This window comes from Streptomyces sp. NBC_01171 (assembly GCF_045039805.1).
Lineage (GTDB): Bacteria > Actinomycetota > Actinomycetes > Streptomycetales > Streptomycetaceae > Streptomyces.
In genome coordinates, this window is sequence record NZ_CP108609.1 from 2,220,848 (window position 1) to 2,242,756 (window position 21,909).

The 21,909-nt window shown below is 71.0% G+C and carries 23 protein-coding genes; 14 read left to right on the forward strand and 9 right to left on the reverse strand.

Features of this window, described 5'->3' with window-relative positions:
- Positions 1 to 90 precede the first annotated feature (90 nt).
- The 3 genes from OG448_RS10025 to OG448_RS10035 are packed head-to-tail and all read left to right on the forward strand — an operon-like array spanning position 91 to position 2,814.
- Positions 91 to 1,041, forward strand: coding sequence for an ABC transporter substrate-binding protein (locus OG448_RS10025; RefSeq protein ID WP_405552902.1), 951 nt, complete (start codon positions 91 to 93; stop codon positions 1,039 to 1,041).
- Positions 1,042 to 1,078: 37 nt separating this feature from the next.
- Positions 1,079 to 2,014 carry an amino acid ABC transporter permease gene (locus OG448_RS10030; RefSeq protein ID WP_405552904.1) on the forward strand — a complete coding sequence of 312 codons (936 nt, stop codon included), beginning with the start codon at positions 1,079 to 1,081 and terminating at the stop codon, positions 2,012 to 2,014.
- 38 nt (positions 2,015 to 2,052) lie between these two features.
- Positions 2,053 to 2,814 (forward strand): amino acid ABC transporter ATP-binding protein, encoded by a 762-nt coding sequence (locus OG448_RS10035; protein ID WP_405558743.1) that lies wholly within the window; start codon positions 2,053 to 2,055, stop codon positions 2,812 to 2,814.
- A gap of 55 nt (positions 2,815 to 2,869) precedes the next feature.
- Here OG448_RS10035 and OG448_RS10040 read toward each other — a convergent pair whose 3' ends face one another.
- The gene (locus OG448_RS10040; RefSeq protein WP_405552906.1) at positions 2,870 to 3,631 is read right to left on the reverse strand and encodes a class I SAM-dependent methyltransferase; all 762 of its coding nucleotides are present in this window, start codon (positions 3,629 to 3,631) and stop codon (positions 2,870 to 2,872) included.
- Positions 3,632 to 3,733: 102 nt separating this feature from the next.
- Between OG448_RS10040 and OG448_RS10045 the strand changes: the two genes are divergently transcribed.
- A complete protein-coding gene (locus tag OG448_RS10045) occupies positions 3,734 to 4,381 on the forward strand; it encodes a CGNR zinc finger domain-containing protein (RefSeq protein WP_405552908.1) in 648 nt (215 codons plus the stop codon).
- Here the strand turns inward: OG448_RS10045 and sodX are convergent.
- Complete coding sequence (sodX, locus tag OG448_RS10050; protein WP_405558745.1) at positions 4,267 to 4,698, reverse strand: nickel-type superoxide dismutase maturation protease; 432 nt, start codon at positions 4,696 to 4,698, stop codon at positions 4,267 to 4,269. The genes OG448_RS10045 and sodX overlap by 115 nt on opposite strands.
- A gap of 144 nt (positions 4,699 to 4,842) precedes the next feature.
- Between sodX and sodN the strand changes: the two genes are divergently transcribed.
- Together sodN and OG448_RS10060 are read left to right on the forward strand one after the other, a co-directional pair.
- Positions 4,843 to 5,238, forward strand: coding sequence for a superoxide dismutase, Ni (sodN, locus tag OG448_RS10055; RefSeq protein ID WP_030807512.1), 396 nt, complete (start codon positions 4,843 to 4,845; stop codon positions 5,236 to 5,238).
- 169 nt (positions 5,239 to 5,407) lie between these two features.
- The gene (locus tag OG448_RS10060; RefSeq protein ID WP_405552910.1) at positions 5,408 to 6,451 is read left to right on the forward strand and encodes a YihY/virulence factor BrkB family protein; all 1,044 of its coding nucleotides are present in this window, start codon (positions 5,408 to 5,410) and stop codon (positions 6,449 to 6,451) included.
- Between the two features lie 10 nt (positions 6,452 to 6,461).
- Here OG448_RS10060 and OG448_RS10065 read toward each other — a convergent pair whose 3' ends face one another.
- From OG448_RS10065 to OG448_RS10075, 3 genes are all read right to left on the reverse strand, one after another.
- Entirely contained in the window at positions 6,462 to 6,818 is a 357-nt protein-coding gene (locus tag OG448_RS10065; RefSeq protein WP_405558746.1) for a DUF952 domain-containing protein, read from the reverse strand.
- Between the two features lie 225 nt (positions 6,819 to 7,043).
- Positions 7,044 to 8,165, reverse strand: a complete 1,122-nt coding sequence (locus OG448_RS10070) for a family 2 encapsulin nanocompartment cargo protein polyprenyl transferase (protein ID WP_405552912.1) — start codon at positions 8,163 to 8,165, stop codon at positions 7,044 to 7,046.
- A gap of 76 nt (positions 8,166 to 8,241) precedes the next feature.
- Positions 8,242 to 9,648 carry a family 2B encapsulin nanocompartment shell protein gene (locus tag OG448_RS10075; RefSeq protein WP_405552914.1) on the reverse strand — a complete coding sequence of 469 codons (1,407 nt, stop codon included), beginning with the start codon at positions 9,646 to 9,648 and terminating at the stop codon, positions 8,242 to 8,244.
- A 331-nt stretch (positions 9,649 to 9,979) separates the two neighbouring features.
- Here OG448_RS10075 and OG448_RS10080 point away from each other — a divergent pair, with 331 nt between their 5' ends.
- On the forward strand, positions 9,980 to 10,573 hold the full coding sequence (locus OG448_RS10080) for an N-acetylmuramoyl-L-alanine amidase (RefSeq protein ID WP_399566367.1): 594 nt from the start codon (positions 9,980 to 9,982) through the stop codon (positions 10,571 to 10,573).
- A gap of 41 nt (positions 10,574 to 10,614) precedes the next feature.
- Entirely contained in the window at positions 10,615 to 11,520 is a 906-nt protein-coding gene (locus tag OG448_RS10085) for a 1-aminocyclopropane-1-carboxylate deaminase/D-cysteine desulfhydrase (RefSeq protein ID WP_405552916.1), read from the forward strand.
- On the opposite strand, the gene OG448_RS10090 is transcribed toward OG448_RS10085, so the two are convergent.
- Positions 11,517 to 13,112: a Na+/H+ antiporter gene (locus tag OG448_RS10090; RefSeq protein ID WP_405552918.1), complete on the reverse strand. Its 1,596-nt coding sequence runs from the start codon at positions 13,110 to 13,112 to the stop codon at positions 11,517 to 11,519. The genes OG448_RS10085 and OG448_RS10090 overlap by 4 nt on opposite strands.
- Before the next feature lie 58 nt (positions 13,113 to 13,170).
- On the opposite strand from OG448_RS10090, the gene OG448_RS10095 reads away from it, so the two are divergent.
- The 3 genes from OG448_RS10095 (at position 13,171) to OG448_RS10105 (ending at position 15,218) form a co-directional block, all read left to right on the forward strand.
- Positions 13,171 to 13,431 carry a UBP-type zinc finger domain-containing protein gene (locus OG448_RS10095; protein WP_405552920.1) on the forward strand — a complete coding sequence of 87 codons (261 nt, stop codon included), beginning with the start codon at positions 13,171 to 13,173 and terminating at the stop codon, positions 13,429 to 13,431.
- Between the two features lie 264 nt (positions 13,432 to 13,695).
- Positions 13,696 to 14,112, forward strand: a complete 417-nt coding sequence (locus OG448_RS10100) for an anti-sigma regulatory factor (RefSeq protein ID WP_018544439.1) — start codon at positions 13,696 to 13,698, stop codon at positions 14,110 to 14,112.
- The gene (locus OG448_RS10105; protein ID WP_391294532.1) at positions 14,109 to 15,218 is read left to right on the forward strand and encodes a SigB/SigF/SigG family RNA polymerase sigma factor; all 1,110 of its coding nucleotides are present in this window, start codon (positions 14,109 to 14,111) and stop codon (positions 15,216 to 15,218) included. The genes OG448_RS10100 and OG448_RS10105 overlap by 4 nt, the downstream gene beginning before the upstream one ends.
- Positions 15,219 to 15,236: 18 nt before the next feature.
- Here OG448_RS10105 and OG448_RS10110 read toward each other — a convergent pair whose 3' ends face one another.
- The gene (locus OG448_RS10110; RefSeq protein ID WP_405552922.1) at positions 15,237 to 15,701 is read right to left on the reverse strand and encodes a hypothetical protein; all 465 of its coding nucleotides are present in this window, start codon (positions 15,699 to 15,701) and stop codon (positions 15,237 to 15,239) included.
- Between the two features lie 124 nt (positions 15,702 to 15,825).
- Between OG448_RS10110 and OG448_RS10115 the strand changes: the two genes are divergently transcribed.
- Positions 15,826 to 16,794 (forward strand): diacylglycerol/lipid kinase family protein, encoded by a 969-nt coding sequence (locus OG448_RS10115; protein ID WP_405552923.1) that lies wholly within the window; start codon positions 15,826 to 15,828, stop codon positions 16,792 to 16,794.
- Between the two features lie 319 nt (positions 16,795 to 17,113).
- Positions 17,114 to 17,371 carry a WhiB family transcriptional regulator gene (locus OG448_RS10120; protein WP_003992873.1) on the forward strand — a complete coding sequence of 86 codons (258 nt, stop codon included), beginning with the start codon at positions 17,114 to 17,116 and terminating at the stop codon, positions 17,369 to 17,371.
- Positions 17,372 to 17,630: 259 nt separating this feature from the next.
- Here OG448_RS10120 and OG448_RS10125 read toward each other — a convergent pair whose 3' ends face one another.
- The gene (locus tag OG448_RS10125; protein WP_329019886.1) at positions 17,631 to 19,097 is read right to left on the reverse strand and encodes a PAS domain-containing sensor histidine kinase; all 1,467 of its coding nucleotides are present in this window, start codon (positions 19,095 to 19,097) and stop codon (positions 17,631 to 17,633) included.
- A gap of 494 nt (positions 19,098 to 19,591) precedes the next feature.
- Between OG448_RS10125 and nagB the strand changes: the two genes are divergently transcribed.
- A complete protein-coding gene (nagB, locus tag OG448_RS10130; RefSeq protein WP_405552926.1) occupies positions 19,592 to 20,377 on the forward strand; it encodes a glucosamine-6-phosphate deaminase in 786 nt (261 codons plus the stop codon).
- A 46-nt stretch (positions 20,378 to 20,423) separates the two neighbouring features.
- Here nagB and OG448_RS10135 read toward each other — a convergent pair whose 3' ends face one another.
- Complete coding sequence (locus OG448_RS10135) at positions 20,424 to 21,905, reverse strand: glycoside hydrolase family 3 protein (protein WP_405552928.1); 1,482 nt, start codon at positions 21,903 to 21,905, stop codon at positions 20,424 to 20,426.
- Positions 21,906 to 21,909 lie beyond the last annotated feature (4 nt).

Below are 21,909 nucleotides of genomic sequence, written 5' to 3' on the forward strand. Positions count from 1 at the left end.
GTAAACCCACGAGGTCGCGGCACCCGAAGGTGTGTGTTCTCGTCGACCCCATCGGTACGTCTTCTCTTCCCATCCGCCGGAGGAACCACGATGACCGCAAGCTCCACCCGTCGTACGACCGCACGGTCCCGGATCGCAGCGGCCGGTGCGATCGCGGTCGCAGGCACCCTGCTCCTCACCGGCTGCGGCGACCAGACCAAGGGCAAGGACTCCGGCAGCGCCTCCGACAGCAGCGCCCCCCTCGCCAACCTGCTCCCCGGTGACATCCGGGACAAGGGCGAGATCAAGGTCGGCTCCGACATCCACTACGCCCCGGTCGAGTTCAAGGACTCCTCCGGCAAGGTCGTCGGCATCGACCCGGACCTCGCCACGGCCCTCGGCGACCAGCTCGGCGTGAAGTTCAGCTTCGAGGACGGCACGTTCGACGGTCTGCTCACCGGTCTGCGTTCCGGCCGCTTCCAGATGGCCATGTCCGCGATGACGGACAACAAGAACCGCCAGGAGGGCGTCGACCCCGACACGGGCAAGAAGGTCGGCGAGGGCGTCGACTTCGTCGACTACCTGACGGCCGGCGTCTCCATCTACACGCGCAAGGGCGACACCAAGGGCATCACCGACTGGTCGGACCTGTGCGGCAAGAAGCTCGCCGTCCAGCGCGGCACGGTCTCCGAGGACCTGGCCAAGCAGGAGACCAAGAAGTGCCCGGCCGGCAAGAAGATCAGCATCGAGCCGTTCGACGACGACCAGCAGTCCCAGACCCGGCTGCGCTCCGGCGGTGTGGACGCCGCCTCCTCCGACTTCCCGGTCGCCGCCTACGCGGTGAAGACCTCCGGCGGCGGCAAGGACTTCGAGGTCGTGGGCAACCAGGTCGAGGCGGCCCCGTACGGCATCGCCGTCGCCAAGAAGGACACGCAGTTGCGTGACGCCCTCAAGGCCGCGCTGAACGCGATCATCAAGAACGGCGAGTACGCGAAGATCCTCCAGAAGTGGGGCGCGCAGGACGGCGCCGTCAAGGAAGCCGCGATCAACGGCGGCAAGTGATCCGCGGAACCTCAGCGGCCACCGAGAGGCAATACCTGTGACTGACATCGAGAAGACGGCCGGGGGCAAGGGCGCTCCCCCGGCCGCGCCGGAGGCCATCAAGGCCATCCCGGTCAAGCACTACGGACGTTACGTGTCCGCCGTCATCGCCATCGCCCTGCTCGCGGCGATCGTGTACGCCTTCAGCCAGGGCAAGATCAACTGGCATGCGATCCCCGACTACTTCTTCGACGACCGCATCCTGACCGGCGTCGGCAAGACACTGCTGTTGACGGTCCTGTCGATGGTGATCGGCATCGTGGGCGGCATCGTCCTCGCGGTGATGCGGCTGTCGAAGAACCCGGTGACCTCGTCCATCGCCTGGTTCTACATCTGGTTCTTCCGCGGCACCCCGGTGCTGGTGCAGTTGTTCCTGTGGTTCAACCTGGGCCTCGTCTTCGAGTACATCAACCTGGGCCCGATCTACAAGAACTACTGGTCGGACTTCATGACGCCGCTGCTGACGGCGCTGCTCGGCCTCGGCCTCAACGAGGCCGCGTACATGGCGGAGATCTGCCGCGCCGGTCTGCTCGCGGTGGACGAGGGCCAGACCGAGGCGTCCCACGCGCTGGGCATGAGCCACGCCAAGACGCTGCGCCGGGTCGTGATCCCGCAGGCGATGCGCGTGATCGTGCCGCCCACGGGCAACGAAGTGATCAACATGCTGAAGACGACCTCGCTCGTGGCGGCCGTCCAGTATCCCGAACTCTTCCGCTACGCCCAGGACATCGGCCAGAACTCCGGCGCACCGGTGGAGATGTACTTCCTCGCCGCCGCCTGGTACCTGATCATGACCTCGATCCTGAGCGTCGGCCAGTACTACATCGAGCGCTACTACGCCCGAGGCTCCAGCCGTCAACTGCCCGCCACTCCCTGGCAGAAGGTTAAGGCGAACGTGTTCTCCCTGGGCCGTCCGAAGGGAGGCACGGCATGAGCGACAAGCTGAGCAAGAACGACACCCCGCCGAAGGCGATCGTGCCGATGGTGAAGTCCGAGGGCGTGCACAAGTCCTTCGGCGCGGTGGAGGTCCTCAAGGGCATCGACCTGGAGGTGAAGCCGGGCGAGGTGTTCTGCCTCATCGGCCCCTCCGGTTCCGGCAAGTCGACGTTCCTCCGGTGCATCAACCACCTGGAGAAGGTCAACGCGGGCCGCCTGTACGTCGACGGTGAGCTGGTCGGCTACCGCCAGAAGGGCGACAAGCTGTACGAGCTGCGGGACAGCGAGGTCGCGCTGAAGCGCCGGGACATCGGCATGGTCTTCCAGCGCTTCAACCTCTTCCCGCACATGACGGCCGCGGAGAACGTCGCCGAGGCACCCGTGCAGGTCAAGGGCGTCTCCAGGCGAGCGGCGCAGGAGCAGGCGATGCAGCTCCTGGAGCGGGTGGGCCTCGGCGACAAGGCGGGCAACTACCCCTCGCAGCTCTCCGGCGGCCAGCAGCAGCGCGTGGCGATCGCGCGGGCGCTCGCCATGGAGCCCAAGCTGATGCTGTTCGACGAGCCGACGTCGGCGCTCGACCCGGAGCTGGTCGGTGACGTCCTCGACGTCATGCGTGACCTCGCCGAGTCCGGCATGACGATGGTCGTCGTCACCCACGAGATGGGCTTCGCCCGCGAGGTGGGCGACAGCCTGGTCTTCATGGACGGCGGAGTGGTCGTCGAATCCGGCCACCCCCGCGACGTCCTCACCAACCCCCAGCACGAACGCACCCAGTCGTTCCTGTCGAAGGTGCTGTAGGCGGACAGACCGAGGGGCGGTACGGGGTGACCCCGTACCGCCCCTCGTCCGTGCGTCACTTCAGCGCGAGCAGCAGCGTGTCCGAGGGCGAGCACCACACCGCGCGCGCCTCCCCGAACCCCTTCTCGCAGAGGGCGGACGCGTGCCAGGAGGCGGACGGGGTGTCGCCGTCGGCGTGTTCGCCGTAGATCTCGAAGCGGCGGGCGGTGGGGCCGGCGAGCACCGGGTCCTGGGCGGCGAGCTGCCACCACTCGGCCCAGTCGAGCGCGCCGTCCCGCTTGGCCCGGTCCATCTGGGCGTGCCGCTGCGCGCGCTCGGCGGCGTTGATCCGGGGCGTGGACTCGTCGGTCATGTGGTCGGCGTTCATGAACACCCCGCCCTCCCGCACCAGCCCCGCGAGCTGCCCGTACAGCGCGGTGAGCGGCTCGGTGTGCAGCCAGTGCAGGGCGGTCGCCGTGAGAACGGCGTCGTAGGAGTCGTACGGCAGCGCCGCCGGCCAGCCGGCGTCCTTGAGGTCGGCCTCCACGAAGGTCACCCGGTCGTCGCCCGCGAAAGTGCCGCGCGCGATGGCGAGCAGGGCCGGATCGAGGTCGACCCCGGTACTGGTCGCCTCCGGGAACCGCGCCAGCAGCCGCGCGGTGATCGTGCCCGTGCCGCACGCGAGGTCGAGCACGCGCGGGGCCGTACCGGCGAACGCCTCCACCATGTCGAGCATGACCCGGAACCGCTCCTCGCGGTCGGGCATGTACCACTCCTGCTGCCGGTCCCAGCTCTCCTGCCAGGCGGCCCAGTCCGTCCCCGTACCTATGGTGGTCACGAATCCCCATCCCCTTCCGCGCCCGCGTAATACCCTGGAAGCGCGCCCGGCTGTTACCCCGACCGCAGACACGACCATAGAGCGCCCCCGTAAGGACTACAAGTGGAACTGGCCCATTACTCGGACTACGCCGTACGCCTCGTCAACAGCGAGGAGCCGGGCCAGGGCAAGGACTCCCTGACCTCGGTGGAGGCCGTACGCGACCTCTTCGGCGTGAACGCGTCGGCGGCCCGCCGCGCCACCGACGCCGATGTCACCCGCTTCCGTTCGGTCCGCGGCAGACTGCGCGCGGTGTTCGAGGCGGCGGACGAGGGGGACGAGACGCTGGCGGTTGACCTGCTGAACTCCCTGCTGCTGGAGTTCCCGGTCAGCCCGCAGATCTCGGGCCACGACTTCCGCGACGACGACGGCCGCCCGCTGTGGCACATGCACCTGGCCGACCACCCGTCGAACGCGACCGCGGGCTACGCGGCCATCGCCGCGATGGGGCTGGCGTTCCATCTGACCGAGTACGGCGTCGACCGGCTGGGCCTGTGCCAGGCCGCCCCCTGCCGGAACGCCTACCTGGACACCTCCACCAACCGCTCCCGCCGCTACTGCTCCGACCGCTGCGCGACCCGGGCGAACGTCGCCGCCTACCGCGCCCGGAAACGCCTGGCCGCCGACCGGTCCGACAGCAGCGGTCTGGCCGCGCAGAGCGCCCAGCGCACCACCGCCAGCGGCGAGCGCCGGCCGGCCAGCGGGCGGTAGCGCAGCCAGGCCCGCCCGAGGATCAGTTCGTCGGGCACGACCCCGTAGTCGGTGCTGTCCCCGCCGGCGTACGGATTGTCGCCGAGCACCCACCAGCCGCCCTCGCGTTGCTCCACCGCACGTTTGACGACCAGCAGGTCCTGCTGGAAGGGGTGGCGCAGGACGATGATCTCGCCCGGCCGGACCGGAGCGCCGTACCGCAGCAGCAGGCGGTCCCCGTGGTGGAGCGTGGGCACCATGGAGGGGCCCGTGACCTCGGCGATACCGAAGGGCGGCAGCGCTCTGCCCCGCTCGGTCTCCTGCGACAGCTCCGGCATCCCCGGCACCTCCCCGGTCCGTTCCTCCACAGTCCCAGTTTGACCCCGGACTTTTGTCCTAAGCCCTGGGGGGCACTCGGGAAAACCAGTCCCTCAGGGAGTAATGTCCCACCTGAGAAGACGATCACGAGGAAGGAACGCTCCATGCTTTCCCGCCTGTTTGCCCCCAAGGTCAAGGTCAGCGCCCACTGCGACCTGCCCTGCGGTGTGTACGACCCGGCTCAGGCCCGCATCGAGGCGGAGTCGGTCAAGGCCATCCAGGAGAAGATGGCCGCCAACGACGATCTGCACTTCCAGATCCGTGCCACGGTGATCAAGGAGCAGCGCGCCGAGCTGGCCAAGCACCACCTGGACGTGCTCTGGAGCGACTACTTCAAGCCGCCGCACTTCGAGAGCTACCCCGAGCTGCACACCCTCATCAACGAGGCCGTCAAGTCCCTCTCCGCCGCCAAGGCCTCCACGGACCCGGCGACGGGCCAGAAGGCCCTGGACTACATCGCCCAGATCGACAAGATCTTCTGGGAGACGAAGAAGGCTTGATCCCCTGGGTCATCCCTTCCGACCTGCAACTTGCCTGATTTTGCAGCGTCCCCGACCGCACCCGGCGCCTTCGAGGAGCCGGGTGCGGTCTTTTGGGGGGTCCGGGTGCCCCGGCCGGGGACATGGACGGCGTCGACATAGGCGGCCGCTCACGGGACATCCGGCAGGCATGGAGAAATCGCTGAGGGGATTCGGGGCCCGCGACGAAGACGCGTCGGCCGGGCAGGACACGGGCGTCGGTCCGTCGGAGCAGGTGGAGCGGCGTGCGCCGGCCTCGCCGACGGATCTGCCCGCGCATTCCTGGGGTGCGGTGCTGAAGGGCACCCTGAAGGAATTCCAGAAGGACGAGCTGGTCGACCGGGCGGCGTCGCTGACCTACTACGGCGTCCTGGCGCTGTTCCCGGCGCTGCTGGCGCTGGTCTCCTTGCTGGGTCTCGCCGGCCGGTCGACGACCCAGAAGGTGCTGACCAACATCCAGCAGCTCGCCCCCGGCCCCGCCCGCGACGTCCTGCGCGCCGCGGTGCAGCAGATGCAGGGCAAGGGCGGGATCGGCTCGGTCATGGCGCTCGTGGGTCTGGCGCTCGCCGTGTGGTCGGCCTCCGGTTACGTGGCCGCCTTCATCCGAAGCGCGAACGCCGTGTACGACGTGCCCGAGGGGCGTCCGGTGTGGAAGCTGCTGCCGGTACGGCTCGGGGTGACCGTGATGCTCATGGTCATCGCCGTGATCAGCGCGCTGATCGTCGTCCTCACCGGCAGTGTGGCCCGGCAGGTGGGCACCACGCTGGGCATCGGCGACACGTTCCTGAAGGTGTGGTCGATCGCCAAGTGGCCCGTGCTCGCCGTACTGGTCACGATCATGATCGCGATCCTGTTCTGGGCGACCCCGAACGCCAAGATCCGCAGCATCCGCTGGATCACCCCGGGCAGCTTTCTCGCCCTGGTCGTCTGGCTGATCGCCTCGGCGGCCTTCGCGCTGTACGTGGCGAACTTCTCCTCCTACAACAAGACCTACGGCGCCATCGCGGGCGTGATCGTCTTCCTGGTGTGGCTGTGGCTCACCAACCTGGCCATCCTGCTCGGCCTGGAGTTCGACGCGGAGATGAGCCGCCACCGCGCCATCGCCGGCGGTCACCCGGCCGACGAGGAGCCCTACGTCGAGCCCCGCGACACCCGCACGTGGGACGAGGAGGACCGCAAGCGCCTCGGGGCCTGACCCGCGGGCCTTAGCGGGGCGCCTTCCACTGCTCCACGTCCACCACCGCCGACACCGGTACCGCCCCGTACACATGCGGGAACTCCTCCCCCGCCGGTGGCATCGCCTCGTACCTCAGTGGGGCGTCCAGCAGTGCCGGATCGACCACCAGGACCACCAGGTCGTCCCGGTCGGGGTCCTCGCCGTACAGGAAGGCGGCCACGCGCGGAAGTTGGGCGCGGGTGGAGAAGTGGATGTAGCCGACCTCCTGGAGGGTGCGGCCTCGGGTGGAGATCTCGTACGAGCCGTGTTCGCGGGCCGCGTCCCAGAGGGCGCGTTCGGTGAGGTGGAGGATCTCGGCGTGCTGGGCCTCGGGCTGCTGGGGCATGGGGGTCACGGTACGGGCCGGGGCCGAGGCGCACGCCGGGTTGTGGCACGGGCCCGGCTTCCATACCGGGACCCACGCGCCCAGGGTCTTGCGGCGGCCGACGACCGTGTCGACGGACCGGCCGCAGGTGGGGCAGACGTGGGCTTCCCTGTCCATATGCCCAGAATAGGACGGGTGGGCCCCGCGCACCGTGGGGCTGCGCGGGGCCCAAAGGGGCAAGGGGGCTCAGCTACTGCGCCGGGTGACGAACTCCGCCAGGGCCAGCAGGCCGCCCGCCGCCTCCGGGGCCGGGACCGCCCGGGCCAGTTCCTGGACCGCGCGGGCCATCCGGTCCGCCGCCTCCGCCTGGGCCCAGTCCCGGCCCCCCGCCTGCTCCACCGCGACCGTCGCCCGGGTGATCTCGGCGCTGTCGCCCGCCGTGTGCGGGCGGGCGTACAGCGTGGCCAGTTCGGCACCCGCCGGGGTGCCGGAGGTCAGCGCGGCGACCACGGGCAGGGATTTCTTGCGGACGGCGAGGTCGGCACCGGCCGGCTTGCCCGTCCGGCGGGGGTCGCCCCATATGCCGATCACGTCGTCGATGAGCTGGAACGCCAGCCCGGCCTGCCGGCCGAAGGTGTCCAGCGCCGCCACCACCTCGTCCTCCGCGCCCGCGTACAGCGCGCCCAGGGCGCAGGCACAGCCCAGCAGGGCGCCGGTCTTCGCCTCGGCCATGGCGAGCACCTCGTCGAGGGCGACCTCGCCGGGTGCGCGGTGTTCCAGGGCCGTGTCGGTCTGCTGTCCGGCGCACAGTTCGATCACGCACTCCGCGAGCCGGGCCGCCGCCCGGCCCGAGGCCGGGTGCCGGTCGTCGGCGAGCAGTCGCAGCGCCAGGGCTTGGAGGGCGTCCCCGGCGAGGATCGCGTCGGGGTCGCCGAACACGGTCCAGGCAGTGGGGCGGTGTCTGCGGGTGGTGTCGCGGTCCATCACGTCGTCGTGCAACAGCGTGAAGTTGTGGACCAGTTCGACCGCCGCCGCGGCCCGCACGGCCGCCGCCCGCGCCTCCGCGCCGCCCAGCGCGGACGCCGCCGCGAGGACGAGGGCCGGCCGGATCGCCTTGCCCGCGTTGCCCGCCGCCGGGGTGCCGTCCGCGTGGCTCCAGCCGAAGTGGTAGAGCGCGATCCGGCGCAACTGCACCGGCAACGACTCGACGGCGGCGCGCAGTTCGGGGTCCACGACGCCCCGTGTGCGCTCCAGCAGGACGACCGCCTCGTGCCCCGGCGTATCGTCCGCCGCCTGTCGCGGCCTGGGCACCCCGTCCGACGAGACCGGCGCCGGACACGCCCCGGTCTCCACGATGGATTCGCTCATGGTTCCCCCTCGCCGGCGAACACGGTGGGACCCCCGCCCCGGCGTCGAACGCCGGGACGGGAAGCAGGTGATCGGGTCACCGCCACCGGCCGATCTCCACGTTCTCCAGTACGCCCAGCGCGTCCGGCACCAGCACGGCGGCCGAGTAGTAGGCGGTCACCAGGTAGTTGATGACGGCCTGCTCGTTGATGCCCATGAAGCGCACCGACAGGCTGGGCTCGATCTCGTCCGGGAGGCCGGACTGGCGGAGGCCGATCACGCCCTGCTCGGCCTCGCCGGTGCGCAGCGCGATGATCGAGGTGGTCCGGGCCTCGCTGACCGGGATCTTGTTGCACGGGTAGATCGGCACCCCGCGCCAGGTGGGGATGCGGTTGCCGCCCACGTCGATGGTCTCCGGGACCAGTCCGCGCTTGTTCAGCTCGCGCCCGATCGCCGCGATGGCGCGCGGGTGGGCGAGCAGGAACTTGGTGCCCCGGCGGCGGCTGAGCAGCTCGTCCAGGTCGTCCGGGCCGGGGACGCCGTCGTGCGGCTGGAGCCGCTGGTCGTACTCGCAGTTGTGCAGGAGGCCGAACTCGCGGTTGTTGACCAGCTCGTGCTCCTGGCGCTCCTTCAGCGCCTCGACCGTGAGCCGCAACTGCTGCTCGGTCTGGTTCATCGGCTGGTTGTAGAGGTCGGCCACACGGGAGTGGATGCGCAGCACGGTCTGGGCGATGCTGAGTTCGTACTCGCGCGGACGCGCCTCGTAGTCGACGAACGTGTGCGGGATGTCGGGCTCGCCGGAGTGGCCGGCCGCCAGCTCGACCTCCTTCTCGCCGTACTTGTTGGTCCGCTGGTCCGGGAGCGCGCGCAGCCGGCCGACGTGCTCGCTCAGGGAGTCGGAGCGCTCGGCGACCTGCTCGAAGTCCGAGCGGCTGAGCACGAGCACCGTGCACGCGGTGGCGGCACGGGCGGTGTACTCCCAGATGGCGTCGGGGTCGAGCAGCGCCGCCTCCCCGAAGTAGGCGCCGTCGGCGAGGACTTCGAGTACCGCGTCGTCCCCGTACGGGCCCGTGCCGACCTTCTCGACGCGGCCGTGGGCGAGCAGGTAGACCTCCTTGGTGCGGGTGCCGAAGGAGCTGATCACCTCGCCCGCGGCGATGTCACGCTGCCGGCAGCGCCGGGCCAGCTCGGTGAGCACCTCTTCGTCCTCGTACGAGCGCAGCGCGGGCAGTTCGCCCAGCTCGGCCGGGATGACCTCGACCTGGTCCCCCGTCTTCACGAAGGTGATGCGGCCGTCCCCCACGGCGTACGTCAGCCTCCGGTTCACCCGGTACGCGCCGCCCTGGACGTCCACCCAGGGCAGGTTGCGCAGCAGCCAGCGGGAGCTGATCTCCTGCATCTGGGGTACGGACTTGGTGGTGGTGGCCAGGTTCCGCGCGGCCGCCGTGCCCAGGGACTGTTGCGGCTTGCCCTGTTCCGTACGGACCTCTTCGCCTACCGACATAAGGAATTGCCCTCCCATGAATGCCCGTGTCGAATCTCGCCGGGCACCGATCTCACGGCTGAGCCTTTCATCACGGAGCGTGCCCGCACCATTACCCGAAAGAAGGGGAATGGATCATCGGACTACTGGGCAGACCGGGCGACCTTGTCGACCCCGCGGTCGCCCGCCGCCACCCGAACGGCACGATCCCGGCCGGGAAATGGCCGAATCGACTCGCACACCGAGCGGACGATGTGGTTCCCACCCCCCTGCGTCGGTACAAGCACCGTGACGGGTGGGCCGAGACGGCCGGTCCGTCCAAAACTTCCCCAACGGCACGAAGGAGGCGGCCATGTCCCCACCCATGTCCGCGAGCGGTTTTCTGAGCGCGCTGAAGGCCGAGGGCCTCAAGGTCGTGGAGGTCGGCAGTTGGCGGACCCACAACCGCAACCACAAGGGCCCCTGGGGCCCGATGCACGGCGTCATGATCCACCACACGGTGACCAGCGGCAGCGCCCGCACCGTGGAGCTGTGCCGCGAGGGCTACGACGAGCTTCCCGGCCCGCTCTGCCACGGCGTGATCACCAAGGACGGCAAGGTCCATCTGGTCGGCTACGGCCGCGCCAACCACGCCGGTCTCGGTGACGACGAGGTACTGCGCGCGGTCATCGCGGAGAAGGGCCTGCCGCCCGACAACGAGGCCAACACCGACGGCAACCGGTACTTCTACGGCTTCGAGTGCGAGAACCTCGGCGACGGCAAGGACCCTTGGCCGGAGGCCCAGATGGAGGCGATCGTGCGGGCCGCCGCCGCGATCTGCCGCCACCACGGCTGGACGGAACGTTCGGTCATCGGCCACCTCGAATGGCAGCCCGGCAAGGTGGACCCGCGCGGATTCACCATGGCGTCGCTGCGTGCGCGGATCAAGGCGCAACTGAAGGGCTAGCCACCCGCCACGACGGGCCGGGGCCGGGCGACAATGGCCGGATGACCAGCGCCGACCCCCTCGCCCCGGCACTCCCCTCCCCCCTCGCGGAGGTGCGGGACAACCGTTTCTCCCGGCACGGCGTACGGCTGCTGCTCAAGCGGGACGATCTGGTCCACCCGGAGCTGATCGGCAACAAGTGGCGCAAGCTCGTGCCCAACATCGAGGCGGCACGGGGCCGGGCACTGGTCACCTTCGGTGGCGCGTACTCCAATCATCTGCGCGCCACCGCGGCCGCCGGACGACTGCTCGGGCTGCCCACCATCGGCGTGGTGCGCGGCGACGAACTGGCCGGCCGCCCGCTGAACCCGTCCCTGGCCAGATGCGCGGCCGACGGCATGCGGCTGCACTTCACCGACCGGGCGGCGTACCGGCGCAAGGGCGAGCCGGAGACCCTGGCCGCACTTCTGCGCGCGGCCCGCGCGGAGGGCGCGTACGTCGTCCCGGAGGGCGGCAGCAACGCCGAGGCGGTACGCGGCTGCGTGGCGCTGGGCGAAGAGCTGGCGGGCCGCGCGGAGGTCGTCGCGGTGGCCTGCGGCACCGGTGGCACGCTCGCCGGACTGGCCGCCGGACTCGCCCCCGGACAGCGCGCGCTCGGCGTGCCCGTGCTCAAGGGCGGCTTCCTGGAGGCCGAGGTACGCGCGCTCCAGGAGCGGGCCTTCGGCGCCCGCACCGGCGACTGGTCGCTGGAGGAGCGCTTCCACTTCGGCGGCTACGCCCGTACGACCCCCGAACTGGACGCCTTCGCGGCGGAGTTCGAGGACCGGCACGGGGTGCCCGTGGAGCGGCTGTATGTCGCCAAGTTGCTGTACGCGCTCACCGCGCTGGCCGAGGAGGGCGCGTTCCCGCGCGGGACCGCCGTGGCCGCGGTGATCACCGGGCGGCCCTTCCCGGACAGTACGTTTTAGGCCACTTCCCGGTACGCGGCCGCCTCCTCCAGGTCGAGCCGGCGCAGCAGGGCGCGGAGCATCTCGTCGTCGATGTAGCGGTGGTCGCGCAGGCGTACGAAGACATCGCGCTCGGCGCTGATCATCTCGCGGGACAGCCGGCGGTAGGTGTCGTCCACGGACTCGCCGGTGACCGGGTTCGCCTGGCCGAGGCGCTCCCAGACGGCGTCGCGGCGGCGCTCCATGACCGCGCGGAGCCGGTCGGCGAGCGGGGTGGGCAGGGCGTTGCGCTCGTCGGTGAGGAGTTCGTCGAGCCGGCTCTCGGCCGCGCGGGACGCCTGGGCCTGGGCGTTGGCCTCGGCGAGGGTGTCCGCACGCGGGTCGCGGCCCGGGAAGCGCAGGGCACGGATCAGCGGGGGCAGGCTCAGGCCCTGGATGACCAGGGTGCCGATGACGGTGGTGAAGGTCAGGAAGAGGATCAGGTTGCGCTGCGGGAAGGGGTGCCCGCCGTGCACGGTGAGCGGGATGGAGAAGGCGATGGCGAGCGAGACCACGCCGCGCATCCCGGCCCAGCCGGTGACCAGGGCGCCCCGCCAGGTGGGGTTCTCCTCACGTTCCCGGATGCGGGCGGAGAGCAGGCGGGGCAGGAAGGCGGCCGGGTAGACCCAGACGAGCCGGGCGACGACGACGACCGCGAAGATGATCGCGGCGTACCCGGCGGCCCGCGCGCCATCGATCGCGCCGAGCCCCTCCACGACGACGCGGAGCTGGAGGCCGATCAGGGCGAAGACGGCGGACTCCAGGATGAAGGCGACCATCTTCCACACCGCCTCCTCCTGGAGCCGGGTGGCGAAATCGACCTCCCACGCGCGGTGCCCGAGGTAGAGCGCGACGACCACGACCGCGAGCACCCCGGAGGCGTGGAACTGCTCGGCGACGCTGTACGCGACGAACGGGATGAGCAGGGACAGGGTGTTCAGGAGCAGGGGCTCACGCAGATGGGTACGCAGCCAGTGCAGGGGTGCCATCAGGACCAGGCCGACACCGACGCCACCGACCGCGGCGATGAGGAATTCCAGCAGCCCGCCCGCCCAGGTGGCGCCCTCCCCGATGGCGGCGGCGAGCGCGACCTTGTACGCCGTGATGGCGGTGGCGTCGTTCAGGAGGGACTCGCCCTGGAGGATCGTGGTGATCCGGGACGGCAGCCCGAGCCGGCGGGCGACCGCGGTGGCCGCGACCGCGTCGGGCGGCGCCACCACCGCGCCGAGCACCAGCGCGGCGGTCAGCGGCAGGCCGGGGATGATCAGATGCGCGACCCAGCCGACCACGACGGTGGCGAAGAGGACGTACCCGACCGACAGCAGTGCCACCGGCCGCATCTGGGCGCGCAGGTCGAGATACGAGCTGTCGCTCGCCGAGGTGTACAGCAGCGGGGGCAGCAGCAGCGGGAGGACGACCTCGGGGTCGAGGGTGTAGTCGGGCACGCCGGGCACGTAGGACGCGACCAGGCCGACACCGACCAGCAGCAGTGGCGCGGGCACCGGCCCGCGCCGGGCGATCCCCGCGACAGCGGCGCTCCCCGCGACCAGCAGCAGGAGCGGCATCACGTCCATGTCAGCCCACCCTCGTTCTCCGCGCGGATCTCCGCGCAACCGACGTAATCTGGCAATCATGAAACAGTGCACGCACGTTGGCGCGCTGCCGCTCCCGGAACCCGGCCCGCAGAGCGAGACGTGCCTGGAGTGTCTCGCGGAGGGGACCGACCCGGTGCAGTTGCGGCTCTGCCTCAGCTGTGGCCATGTCGCCTGCTGCGACTCCTCGCCGAACCGGCACGCGACGAAGCACCACGCGGACTCGGGTCATCCGGTGATGCGGACGTTCGAACCCGGAGACGACTGGCGGTGGTGTTTCGTGGACCACGTACTCGTGTGAGAGTGGACGGCACGGCGGTGTTCCCGGTGGTTCGAGGGCCCGATGCCTGGGTACGTCAACCCGGCGCGCGCTCTTCCCATTTGAATCCGCCCCACCCCCTAGACACGGAGCGTATACGGAGCTTTACTGTGAGTAACGCCAGGGGGCCGGGGGCGCGGGGACAGGAACGTTCCGGGCGCGATAGCGTCACCGCGGAACCACGTACGCGTTACCCCGGGGGGCGACCCTCGGCCCCGTGAAGCTTGTACCACCATGGAGGTGAGGGTGTCCCAGATCGCAGGCGAGCCCACGGCGAACCAGGACTTCGTGGAAGTCCGGCTTCCGGCTGCGGGTGCCTACCTGTCGGTGCTGCGGACGGCCACGGCCGGTCTGGCGGCCCGCTTGGACTTCACCCTGGACGAGATCGAGGACCTGCGCATCGCGGTCGACGAGGCTTGCGCGATCCTGCTCCAGCAGGCCGTGCCGGGCTCCGTGCTGAGCTGCGTCTTCCGCCTCGTCGACGACTCGCTGGAGGTCACGGTGTCGGCTCCGACCACCGACGGCCACGCCCCGTCGCGCGACACGTTCGCCTGGACCGTGCTGTCGGCCCTGGCGGGCAAGGTGTCCTCCGCCGTCGACGAGGACCGGACCGTGTCGATCAGTCTCTACAAACAGCGCGGCGCGGGCCCCGGCCCGGCGTGAGGAACGGGGACGGTCCGGTGCGGGACGAAGAGCGCGGCGCGCGAGAACTGCCGGCCAAGAAGGCCGAGAGCCTGCGGGCGGTCCCCCAGGACGGCCCCCGGCACATGGCCGACGGCGTCGACGGCATCCCCGAGCAGGCCCGGCCCCACCCGGAGGACGACTCCGCGCAGGCCGGCGGCGAGGGTGCCGTGCGGAGCGCGCCTCCGGGGGAGCGCGGCGGTGAGCAGACCGCCGACCGCGCGGGGGCGAGGGCTCGGGGAAGGGCTACGGGCGGGACGATGAGCGAGCACGAGCGATACGCCGAGGACACCGCGCCGGGCGCGGAGACCGTCCGGGCGGCACGGCACGACCCGCACGACCGCAGCGGGGCGCGGGCGCTCTTCGTGGAGCTGCGCGGCCTGAAGGACGGCAGCCCGGAGTACGCGGAGCTGCGCAACCGGCTGGTCCGCATGCATCTGCCGCTCGTCGAACATCTGGCGCGCCGCTTCCGCAACCGGGGCGAGCCGCTGGACGACCTCACCCAGGTCGCCACGATCGGTCTGATCAAGTCGGTGGACCGGTTCGACCCGGAGCGGGGCGTGGAGTTCTCCACGTACGCCACTCCCACGGTCGTCGGCGAGATCAAGCGGCACTTCCGCGACAAGGGCTGGGCGGTCCGGGTGCCTCGCCGGCTCCAGGAGCTGCGGCTCGCGCTGACCACGGCGACGGCCGAGCTGTCGCAGTTGCACGGCCGCTCCCCCACGGTGCACGAGCTGGCCCAGAAGCTGGCGATCTCCGAGGAGGAGGTGCTGGAGGGGCTGGAGTCGGCGAACGCGTACTCCACGCTGTCGCTGGACGTCCCCGACACCGACGACGAGTCCCCGGCGGTCGCCGACACCCTCGGCGCGGAGGACGAGGCGCTGGAGGGGGTGGAGTACCGGGAGTCGCTCAAGCCGCTGCTGGAGGACCTCCCGCCGCGCGAGAAGCGCATCCTGCTGCTGCGGTTCTTCGGCAACATGACCCAGTCGCAGATCGCGCAGGAGGTCGGCATCTCGCAGATGCACGTCTCCCGGCTGCTGGCCCGCACCCTGGCCCAGTTGCGGGAGAAGCTCCTGGTGGAGGAGTAGGACCGCCCGAGCGGGGCGTTATTCGGCGCGGCCCGGCCCGGTGATCCCGAGGGCGCGGGTCGTGGCCGGGTTGACCAGCAGGAACAGCGCGGCCACCGAGACGACCGCGAGGGCGATGCCCGCCCCGATGGCGATGCTGTCGGCCTGGAGCAGGTTGTAGGCGACCGGCAGCGCGAGGATCTGGGTGATGACGGCGGGGCCCCGGCTCCAGCGGCGCACCCGCCACAGCCCGCGCGCGGCGAGCAGCGGCAGCAGGGCGAGCACCAGCAGGGTGATCCCCCCGGTGACGGCCTGCTGGCGGTCGTCGGGGGTGCCGGCCAGACCGAGCGCGAGAATCCAGCCGCCCGCCACGACGAGGGCGATCCCCTCCAGCGCGGCCAGCGCGGCGGCGTACGTCAGGCGGCGCGGGCGCTCTCCGGCGGCCGGGGCGGTGTCGGCGCTCTCCGGCACGGAGGTCTGCGCGGGGGTCTGCTCACTGCTCACCCGAGAAGGGTAGCCCCGTGTGTGACGGGCCCCGGAGGCCGCGTGGTGAGGCTCACGCCCTCCTCGTCCATGGATCTCCGGCTCTCCCTGGGCCGGATACCCCCCAGTAGGTACGCTTCGATGCATGCGTGCACTTCTCGTGGTCAATCCGGCGGCAACCACCACAAGCGCCCGCAGACGCGACGTACTGATCCACGCGCTCGCCAGCGAGATGAAGCTGGAGGTCGTCAACACCGAGTACCGCGGTCACGCGCGCGATCTGGGGCGGTCGGCTGCGGAGAGTGACGACATCGACATGGTGGTGGCCCTTGGCGGCGACGGCACCGTGAACGAGGTGGTCAACGGCCTGCTGCACGCCGGCCCGAACCCCGAGCGGCTGCCCGGTCTCGCGGTGGTCCCCGGCGGCTCGACCAATGTCTTCGCCCGCGCGCTCGGCCTGCCCAACGATCCCGTCGAGGCGACGGGCGCCCTGCTGGACGCGCTGCGCGAGCGCCGGGAACGCGTGGTGGGCCTCGGACTCACCTCGGGTACGCCGGGTACGGCGGACGAGGCGGTGCCGGAACGCTGGTTCACTTTCAATGCCGGACTCGGCTTCGATGCCGGAGTCGTGGGCAGGGTGGAAAGGGAACGGGAGCGCGGCAAGAAGTCGACGCACGCGCTCTATGTCCGCCAAGTAGCAAGGCAGTTCATGGGAGAACCGAATCGCAGACACGGCACCGTCACCCTGGAACGGCCGGGTGCGGAACCGGTGTCGGATCTCGCCGTGGCCATAGTCTCGAACACATCGCCGTGGACGTATCTCGGCAATCGCCCGATGTACACATCACCTAAGGCGTCGTTCGATAAAGGCATCGACGTGCTCGGGCTGAAGCGGCTCTCCACGGCCGCGGTTGCCCGGTATGCGACCCAGTTGCTCACTTCGTCCCCCGAGCGTGGACCCCATGGGAGACACGCGGTCTCGCTGCACGACCTGGACCGCTTCACCTTGCATTCGAAGGTCCCTCTACCCCTTCAGATGGACGGTGACCACCTGGGGCTGCGGACGAGCGTGACGTTCACAGGCGTTCGCCGTGCACTGCGTGTGATTGTGTGAGCGGAACGGGCCAAAGTCCTTTCACTCGAACGTTTAGGCCACTGTCCACCCCATGGAAGTACGGCTGTGACCTAGTCGACACCGAGGAATCAAAAAAAATCTTCGGGAAGGGGTTGTATCCGTCGCCGAGGTTTGCGAGTCTCTACATGGCGATCGGGACGGCCCGCAAGACCGGCTTCCATTGATCGCCAGAACCCCTCTTCAAACACAGGTCCACGCCGGGGAGACCCGGTGATCGGCCCTTCACTTGTTGAGGGACTCGTGAAAGCGTTCACATTCACAAGCAATCTGCACGTAATACCAAGGAGAGGTAGCAGCCATGGACTGGCGTCACAACGCCGTTTGCCGCGAGGAAGACCCCGAGCTGTTCTTCCCCATCGGCAACACCGGTCCCGCGCTGCTGCAGATCGAGGAAGCCAAGGCCGTCTGCCGTCGCTGCCCGGTGATCGAGCAGTGTCTGCAGTGGGCGCTCGAGTCCGGTCAGGACTCCGGCGTCTGGGGTGGTCTGAGCGAGGACGAGCGTCGCGCGATGAAGCGCCGCGCCGCCCGCAACCGTGCTCGCCAGGCTTCTGCCTGACGAGCCACCCCTGCTGACAGCCTGAGCTTGGCGGCGCGTGGGCCCGACGGGAACTCCCGTACCGGGCACCACGCTTCTCCCGCCCCCGAGCCGCAGCGCGCAGTACCCCCGATGCTTTCCCCAGGTCCCGGCCCTGCCGGACCCGGGGGGCTCCGCCTAAAGCGGAGCAGCTCAGCAACGAGCACCAGCCTCGGACCTTCACCGGTCCGGGGCTTTTCGCTTGCCCGCCCCACCTTGCCCACCCCCACCTGGGCCGGCTTCACTTCTGCGGGCGCACCGGGATGTCGAGAATGACCCGGGTGCCGCGCTCCGGTGCCGGGACCATGTCGAAGGTGCCGCCCAACTCCCCCTCGACCAGGGTCCGCACGATCTGGAGGCCGAGGTTGCCCGCGGTGTGCGGGTCGAAGCCCTCGGGCAGACCGACCCCGTCGTCCTGGACGGTGACCAGCAGCCGGGCCTCCTTGGTGGTGCCGCCGCGCACCGCCGAGACCTCGACCGTGCCGGTGTCGCCCTCGCGGAAGCCGTGTTCCAGGGCGTTCTGCAGCACTTCGGTCAGCACCATCGACAGCGGGGTGGCGACCTCGGCGTCCAGCCAGCCGAAGCGGCCACTGCGCCGGCCGGTCACCTTGCCCGGCGAGATCTCCGCGACCATCGCCAGCACCCGGTCGGCGATGTCGTCGAACTCCACGCGCTCGTCCAGGTTCTGAGACAGCGTCTCGTGCACGATGGCGATGGAGCCGACCCGGCGCACCGCCTCCTCCAGCGCCTCCCGGCCGCGCTCGGAGTCGATGCGGCGGGCCTGGAGCCGCAGCAGGGCGGCCACGGTCTGGAGGTTGTTCTTCACCCGGTGGTGGATCTCCCGGATGGTGGCGTCCTTGGTAATCAACTCCCGCTCACGGCGCCGGAGTTCGGTGACGTCCCGGCAGAGCACCAGGGAACCGATGCGCGTGCCCTTGGGCTTGAGCGGGATGGACCGGAACTGGATGACCCCGTCGTTCGCCTCGATCTCGAACTCGCGGGGCGCGTAGCCGCTGGCCGCCTTGGCGAGCGCCTCGTCCACCGGGCCCCTCGTCGGGGCGAGCTCGGCGGTGGTGCGGCCGAGGTGGTGGCCGACCAGGTCGGCGGCGAGACCGAGGCGGTGGTAGGCGGAGAGCGCGTTCGGGGAGGCGTACTGGACGATGCCGTCGGCGTCCACCCGGATCAGGCCGTCGCCCGCGCGCGGGGAGGCGTCCATGTCGACCTGCTGGTCGGGGAAGGGGAAGGAACCGGCCGCGATCATCTGCGCGAGGTCCGAGGCGCTCTGGAGGTAGGTGAGTTCCAGCCGGCTCGGGGTGCGCACGGTCAGCAGGTTGGTGTTGCGGGCGATCACCCCGAGGACGCGGCCCTCCCGCCGTACGGGGATGGACTCGACCCGTACGGGGACCTCTTCGCGCCATTCCGGGTCGCCCTCGCGCACGATCCGGCCCTCGTCCAGGGCCGCGTCCAGCATGGGGCGGCGGCCGCGCGGGACCAGGTGGCCGACCATGTCGTCCTGGTAGGAGGTCGGGCCGGTGTTCGGGCGCATCTGGGCGACCGAGACGTACCGGGTGCCGTCGCTGGTGGGGACCCACAGGACGAGGTCGGCGAAGGAGAGGTCGGAGAGCAGTTGCCACTCCGAGACCAGCAGATGGAGCCACTCGAGGTCGGTGTCCCCGAGGGCGGTGTGCTGGCGGACGAGTTCGTTCATGGAGGGCACGCTGCGAGCGTACCGGGGGCGCGTCACTGGCCGAAAAGACACCCGCGGGCCGCGGCGCCTGAGAGGGACCCTCAGCCCTCCCCGCGCCGCAGCCCGGAGCATCATCGGCCGTGGGGTGTGCGGTCCCGGTCGGCCGAAGGCCGAGGAGCCGGAGCAGTCAGGGCAGAGAGCGCCGGTTCCTCGATCCGCCTTCCTGTGCGGGGAAGACGGAGGCTTGTCAGCTTGTCGTCCTGCGTGGAGCCTCTCCCGCATTCTGGACTAGACCACGCGGGCGTGTCCATGGCCCGGGGGGCCTGAACCCGTGGGCGGCGGCGCCGCACCGTACCGGCAGCCTAGCCCGGCGGGCGGGCGCGTGGGGGTCGTCCGCCTGGCGATTTCCACCACGTACGGCGGGGGCCGCTCTGCTAGATTGGTCTAAACCACATAGCCAACGCTCCTCCGGTCCCCAGCGACCGTCGGCCCTCTTCCAGATCGGCAGGCCCAGCGTGGAAGTTGTCATCGTCCCGGACGCCGCGGCGGGCGGCGAGCTGATAGCCGAATCCATGGCCCAGTTGCTTCGCCGCAAACCCGACGCCCTGCTGGGGGTGGCCACCGGCTCCACCCCGCTGCCCGTCTACCAGGCCCTCGCGGCCAAGGTGCGCGCGGGCGCGATGGACACCCAGCGGGCCAGGATCGCCCAGCTCGACGAGTACGTGGGACTGCCCGCCGACCACCCCGAGTCCTACCGCTCGGTGCTGCGCCGCGAGGTGCTGGAGCCGCTCGGCATCCCCATGGACGCGTTCACCGGCCCGGACGGCACCGCCGACGACGTCCAGGCGGCGTGCGAGGAGTACGACCGGGCGCTCGCCGCGGCCGGGGGCGTGGACCTCCAGCTCCTCGGCATCGGCACCGACGGGCACATCGGGTTCAACGAACCGTGCTCCTCGCTCGCCTCGCGCACCCGGATCAAGACGCTGACCGAGCAGACCCGGATCGACAACGCCCGCTTCTTCGACGGCGACATCGACCAGGTCCCGCACCACGTGATCACCCAGGGCATCGGCACCATCCTGGAGGCCCGGCACCTGGTGCTGCTCGCCACCGGCGAGGGCAAGGCGGACGCGGTCGCGGCCACCGTCGAGGGCCCGGTCGCGGCGATCTGCCCCGCCTCCGCCCTCCAGCTCCACCCGCACGCCACGGTGGTCGCCGATGAGGCCGCCGCCTCCAAGCTGAAGCTCGCGGACTACTTCCGTCACACCTACACCCACAAGCCGGAGTGGCAGGGCCTGTAGAGACGTCTCGGTCCCCGCGGGCGCACCACGGGGACCGAGCGTGGGCTCACGCCCCCGCGATGACCTCCGCCGCAGCCCGGCCGCAGACGCGGGCCGCGCCATGGGTGGCCAGGTGGAGGTGGCCGCGGGGCGGGGACTGGGGGACGCCCATCTCGACGACCACGGTGTCCGGGCGGGCGGTCAGGAGGGTGGTCAGGGCCTTGGCCATCCAGGGGTGCCGGTGTTCGTCCCGGACCACCGCGACCACCCGGCGCTCCCCCGCCGCCGTGAGGGCGTCGGAGCCGGCCGAGTCGCCGGTGAAGCTTCCCGTGAGCGTGCCCGGCAGCAGCGCCGACAGCTCGGCGGCGACGCCCCAGGGGGTCTCGTCGCCCACCGCGATGTTGGCGACCGGGGTGAAGGCGGCGACATAGGGCGCCTCGGTGAGCGGGGTGAAGGACTCGCCGCCGGTCACCGTCAGGGCCCGGCGGGCGGCGCGGAGACCGGCCTCGGTGTCGGGGACGGTGTCCCCGGTGGTGCCGTTCGCCGTCCAGGCGGCCAGTTCGCGCACCCGGCGGGCCGCGTCCGCGAGGCGTTCCTCGGGCAGTTCGCCGGAGCGCACGGCGGCCACCAGGGCGTCGCGCAGCCGCCGTACCGTCTCGTCGTCGGCGAGGCCGCCGCCCACGCAGATCGCGTCGGCGCCGGCCGCGACGGCCAGGACGCTGCCGTGCTCGATGCCGTAGGTGCCGGAGACGGCGCGCATCTCCATGCCGTCGGTGACGATCAGCCCCTGGTAGCCGAGTTCACCGCGCAGCAGGTCGGTGAGGACCGGCCGGGAGAGGGTCGCGGGGCGGTCCGGGTCCAGGGCGGGGACCAGGATGTGGGCGCTCATCACCGCGCGGGTGCCCGCCGCGAGCGCGGCCCGGAAGGGCGCGAGTTCGCGGGCCTGGAGCACGTCGGCGGCCACGTCGATGCGGGGCAGCGCGTGGTGGGAGTCGACGGCGGTGTCGCCGTGGCCCGGGAAGTGCTTGGTGCAGGCCGCCACCCCGGCGGACTGCAGGCCGGTGACATAGGCGGCGGTGTGCCGGGCGACCAGGTCGGTGTCGGCGCCGAAGGAGCGGACACCGATGACCGGGTTGTCGGGGTTGGAGTTGACGTCGGCGGACGGCGCCCAGTTGAGGTGCACCCCGCAGGCGGCGAGACGCCGGCCGAGTTCCCGGGCGACCGCGTGGGTCAGCTCCACGTCGTCCACCGCGCCGAGGGCGTGGTTGCCGGGGAAGGAGGAGCCGGTACGGGCCTCCAGGCGGGTGACGTCGCCGCCCTCCTCGTCTATGGCCACCAGCACGTCGGGGCGCTCGGCGCGCAACTGGGCGGTGAGCGCGGCCAGTTGTTCGGGCGAGACGATGTTGCGGCCGAACAGGCCGACCGAGGCGAGGCCCTCGCCGAGCCGGCGCAGCAGCCAGTCGGGGGCGGTGGTGCCGGTGAAGCCGGGCTGGAGGACGGTGAGCGCGTCGCGCGTCAGGGTGTCCGTACCGCGGGCGATTGTCGTCATCGGG

Bases quoted from the DNA above. Each gene is read 5' to 3' on its own strand.
- OG448_RS10025 (WP_405552902.1), top strand. From the start codon at position 91: ATGACCGCAAGCTCCACCCGTCGTACGACCGCACGGTCCCGGATCGCA.
- sodX (WP_405558745.1), bottom strand. From the start codon at position 4,698: ATGCCGGAGCTGTCGCAGGAGACCGAGCGGGGCAGAGCGCTGCCGCCC.
- sodN (WP_030807512.1), top strand. From the start codon at position 4,843: ATGCTTTCCCGCCTGTTTGCCCCCAAGGTCAAGGTCAGCGCCCACTGC.
- OG448_RS10060 (WP_405552910.1), top strand. From the start codon at position 5,408: ATGGAGAAATCGCTGAGGGGATTCGGGGCCCGCGACGAAGACGCGTCG.
- OG448_RS10065 (WP_405558746.1), bottom strand. From the start codon at position 6,818: ATGCCCCAGCAGCCCGAGGCCCAGCACGCCGAGATCCTCCACCTCACC.
- OG448_RS10070 (WP_405552912.1), bottom strand. From the start codon at position 8,165: ATGAGCGAATCCATCGTGGAGACCGGGGCGTGTCCGGCGCCGGTCTCG.
- OG448_RS10075 (WP_405552914.1), bottom strand. From the start codon at position 9,648: ATGTCGGTAGGCGAAGAGGTCCGTACGGAACAGGGCAAGCCGCAACAG.
- OG448_RS10080 (WP_399566367.1), top strand. From the start codon at position 9,980: ATGTCCCCACCCATGTCCGCGAGCGGTTTTCTGAGCGCGCTGAAGGCC.
- OG448_RS10085 (WP_405552916.1), top strand. From the start codon at position 10,615: ATGACCAGCGCCGACCCCCTCGCCCCGGCACTCCCCTCCCCCCTCGCG.
- OG448_RS10090 (WP_405552918.1), bottom strand. From the start codon at position 13,112: ATGGACGTGATGCCGCTCCTGCTGCTGGTCGCGGGGAGCGCCGCTGTC.
- OG448_RS10095 (WP_405552920.1), top strand. From the start codon at position 13,171: ATGAAACAGTGCACGCACGTTGGCGCGCTGCCGCTCCCGGAACCCGGC.
- OG448_RS10115 (WP_405552923.1), top strand. From the start codon at position 15,826: ATGCGTGCACTTCTCGTGGTCAATCCGGCGGCAACCACCACAAGCGCC.
- OG448_RS10120 (WP_003992873.1), top strand. From the start codon at position 17,114: ATGGACTGGCGTCACAACGCCGTTTGCCGCGAGGAAGACCCCGAGCTG.
- OG448_RS10125 (WP_329019886.1), bottom strand. From the start codon at position 19,097: ATGAACGAACTCGTCCGCCAGCACACCGCCCTCGGGGACACCGACCTC.
- OG448_RS10135 (WP_405552928.1), bottom strand. From the start codon at position 21,905: ATGACGACAATCGCCCGCGGTACGGACACCCTGACGCGCGACGCGCTC.